This window comes from uncultured Actinomyces sp. (assembly GCF_963526355.1).
Classification (GTDB): domain Bacteria; phylum Actinomycetota; class Actinomycetes; order Actinomycetales; family Actinomycetaceae; genus Actinomyces.
In genome coordinates this window covers 1-3,361 of the sequence record NZ_CAUROW010000155.1, presented here as the reverse complement: position 1 = coordinate 3,361, position 3,361 = coordinate 1, and the positions used below count along the sequence as shown (strand labels likewise).

The 3,361-nt window shown below is 70.5% G+C and carries 2 protein-coding genes and 2 pseudogenes; 1 reads left to right on the top strand and 3 read right to left on the bottom strand.

All coding sequences use genetic code 11. The features are described from left to right. The 3 genes and pseudogenes from RWR81_RS13045 to glp all read right to left on the bottom strand — a co-directional run. A pseudogene (locus tag RWR81_RS13045) lies at positions 1-934 on the bottom strand (hypothetical protein); the annotation flags it as partial. 242 nt (positions 935-1,176) lie between these two features. Next, complete coding sequence (locus tag RWR81_RS13040; protein WP_314458147.1) at positions 1,177-1,779, bottom strand: GNAT family protein; 603 nt, start codon at positions 1,777-1,779, stop codon at positions 1,177-1,179. 191 nt (positions 1,780-1,970) lie between these two features. Beyond that, the gene (gene glp / locus RWR81_RS13035) at positions 1,971-3,182 is read right to left on the bottom strand and encodes a gephyrin-like molybdotransferase Glp (protein ID WP_314458146.1); all 1,212 of its coding nucleotides are present in this window, start codon (positions 3,180-3,182) and stop codon (positions 1,971-1,973) included. Between the two features lie 95 nt (positions 3,183-3,277). Here glp and RWR81_RS13705 point away from each other — a divergent pair. Further along, positions 3,278-3,361: pseudogene (locus tag RWR81_RS13705) on the top strand (5-formyltetrahydrofolate cyclo-ligase); the annotation flags it as partial.

Genomic DNA, 3,361 nt, shown 5'->3' with positions numbered 1-3,361 from the left:
GGTCTGAGTCGAGCTCCGTGTCCGGCTCGGCGTGGCGCTCCGCGTCCGACGCATCGGACGCGGCGGCGAGGGAAGGCTGAGCCCCGCCGGCTCCGGTGGTCTCAGCGGTCGGCGCAGTCGCGGAGGCTGTGGGGGCCGATGTGGGAGCGGCCGCACTCCCGGTCGTCTCCCGGGCCGACGTAGCGGATCGGGTGGCCGTCCCGCGAACGTCCTCGCGGGAGAGTCGCTCCATGAAGGGATCCTGCGCCGCACCGGACTCGCCGACCGGTGCGGCGGGTGAAGACACTCCTGAGTCATCAGCGTCGCTGGAGGCTCCGCGGGCGCCGTCGACGACGGAGCGGGGCGCCGCCACGACGGAAGCGGTCGAGCTCCGACCGGTCAGGGTCACCAGGGTGTGTTCGAGCTCGGCGATACGACGGCGCTCACGGCGGTCCGCCGCAGCCGAGGCCAGGGCGGCGCGACGGCCGGCCACCATCGAGACCCCGAGCAGCGCCGTGGGCAGCAGGGCAGGCCACCAGGGCAGGGCCGTCACGAAGCCCAGCACCCAGGTGCCGAGCGACACTCCGAGCAGGACACTGGCGACGATCCCACGGTGGGAGGCGGCGACCCGACGGCGCTCGCGCCCCCGGGCGTGGGCCTGACGAGCCTGGTCGAGCTCGCGCTCGGTGCGCAGGGCACGCACATTCCTCACGGCGGGCCTGTTCATCACCTTCACCTCCGGTCGACGTCGAAAGAGCTCCGCATGCCCACTGCTCGCGCAGGTGTCGTCATGCTCGACGGCGGCCGCGCCCGTGGCCAGGACACGCAACTCGGCCGAGTAGCGGTCCTGGACGTTGGAGCGTCGCACCATCTCGCGGCGCCCCACCAGATACGGAAGGAGGTACACGGAGAGAACCGTCACGAGGGCGATGACTGCCCAGATTCCGATTCCCACATCGTAACCGTAGGCGCGCGCACCCTTATCGCCGCGCAGGAACACTCCGGTTTTCCTGCGAAATACCTGAGATTCTAGATGTCACACCGTCAGTATGACACCTCTGTCATCACACTAGTCACAGCAGTTTCTTCCGCCCCGATACGTGGTCTTCGCGCGGCCGGACGACGACCGTTCAGAGCCCCTTCTCCACCGCCTCGAGAACGCGTCGGCTCCCAGCGGCGGACAAGCTGCGCAAGCCGTCACCTGCGGGTGAGTCGCCGTTGGAAGCCGACGCCACCCGGACCGTGGACCTCCTCGGCAAGGGCGGCGAAGGACACATGATCGGCCCAGGCTCCGTTGATGTGCATGTACCCACGCCGCAGCCCCTCCTCGCGCAGCCCGAGCCCACGGCACAGCGCCAGGCTTCGTACGTTCTCGGGGCGTACGTTGATCTCCACGCGGTGCAGGCCGACCGGTCCCAGGAGATGGTCGAGAACCATGGCCACTGACAGACGCATGATTCCAGACCCCTGCCAGGAGCCTCCGATCCAGTAGCCCACCTGGGCGCTACGCGTGGACCCCCAGATGATCGGGTCGACGGCAATCTGACCTGCGAAGGCGCCGTCGACCTCGACGACGAGGGGCATCGCCTCCCCCAGCCGGGCCCGGCGTGTCTGGCGACGCACGAAGACGGGGAAGGAATTCATCGTCTCCCCGCCTCCGGGGGGCGGGGTGGCGTCCCAGGGGGCGAGTCGCTCACTGTCCGACAGCCGCAAGGCGCTCCAGGCCTCCCAGTCGTCGGTCCGGAGCTCACGCACCGCGACGGACGGGCGGCGCCTCGGGTCCATCGACTCACTGGGCACTGGTCCTCCCCGAACCGCTTCGGGCTCCAGGCGAACCGGCCAGACGAAGCGCGGCGTGGAGCCCGCCCCGAGCAGCAGACCGGCAACGGCTCGCCGCGCTCCCCCGCCGAAACGGTCACCGCGACCCCTTGACCTCGAGGGCCGCCCCTCGACGTCCTCGCACGGTTCTCGCCGTGAAACCGAGTCGGGCATCAAGCGTCCAGCAGGAGGCAGTGGAGAGTGTCGCCGGCCACCACGGTGCGCGTGTCCTCGGGAACGACTGCAATGGCGTTGGCTTCGGACAGACCGTGCAGCCGGACGGTTCCAGGTGGCGTCGTCGGCTCGGCTCGGTAGCCGCGGGTGGGCGAGCCACTGACCTGGACGGGGATGAACTCGCGCTTGCCCGCCGGCGAGTGCCATCCCTCCGAGATGGTCGCGGGCAGGCTGGAGCGGTGCAGGGAGGTGCGCCCGGCGATCTGGCGCAGGACCGGGCGCACGAAGGTCTCGAAGGCGATCTGGGCGCTGACCGGATCGCCGGGCAGACAGAGGATCGGGGTGCCCTCGACCGTCCCCACACCCAGCTGACGGCCCGGGGACATGGCGACGGCGTCGAACCGTACCGAACCCAAGGGGGAGAGGACCTCCTTGACCGTGTCACCCTGGCCGACGCTCAGGCCCCCGGTGGTGATGAGGACGTCGGCGCGCACCAGCTGGTCCTCAATGGTCTCGGCCAGGGCGCGCAGCTCGTCGGGGACGGCGGCGACACGGAAGGCCTGACCGCCGGCGTCGGTGACCGCACAGGCCAGGGCGTGGCCGTTGGCATCGAAGACGTCGCCGGCCTCACGGGACTGGCCGGGCTCGACCAGCTCGTCACCGATGGAGACCACGACGACGCGCGGAGCGGGATGCACGCGCACCCGGTGCAGCCCGAGGCCGGCCAGGAGGGCGATCTGCCGGGCGCTGACACGTGAGCCCCGTGTGAGGACGGTGGTTCCGGACCTCACGTCCTCGGCGCGGCGGCGTACGTTGTCGCCGGCCACGACGGCGCGGTAGATGCTGACCCGGGACTCGCCGCGGTCGGTGTCGGTCCAGGGGACGACGGCGTCAGCCCCCAACGGCATGGGAGCGCCGGAGTCGATGAGGACTGCTGCCCCGGAGACGAGGTGACAGGGGCGCATGTCGCCGGCGCGCACCGCGTCGACGACATCGAGCCCGAGCGGGTTGCTCCGGCCGGCCTCGGAGACGTCCCCGGCGATGACGGCGTAGCCGTCCTGGCCGGCAAGGTCCACGGCGGGCAGATCGATTCCGGCGATGATGTCCTGGGCCAGGACGCAGCCGACGGCATCGGGAAGGACGACGTCGAGGGGCGCTGCCGCCTGGGCGATCTCCAGGCAGGCGGCCAGGTGTTCGGCCACTGTTCTCATGACACTCAGGCTACCGTCAGGTTTGCAGTGCACGTCGTGCCCCGCCGGGACGAACGATTCAGATGCGAAACGCCATCGCCTGCAAAGATGACGCCATGACGACCGGCGCACTTGACCTGCCCGATACGAGCCGACTCGAGGTCGACGACGCCAAGGACGAGCTGCGCAAGGTGCTGCGG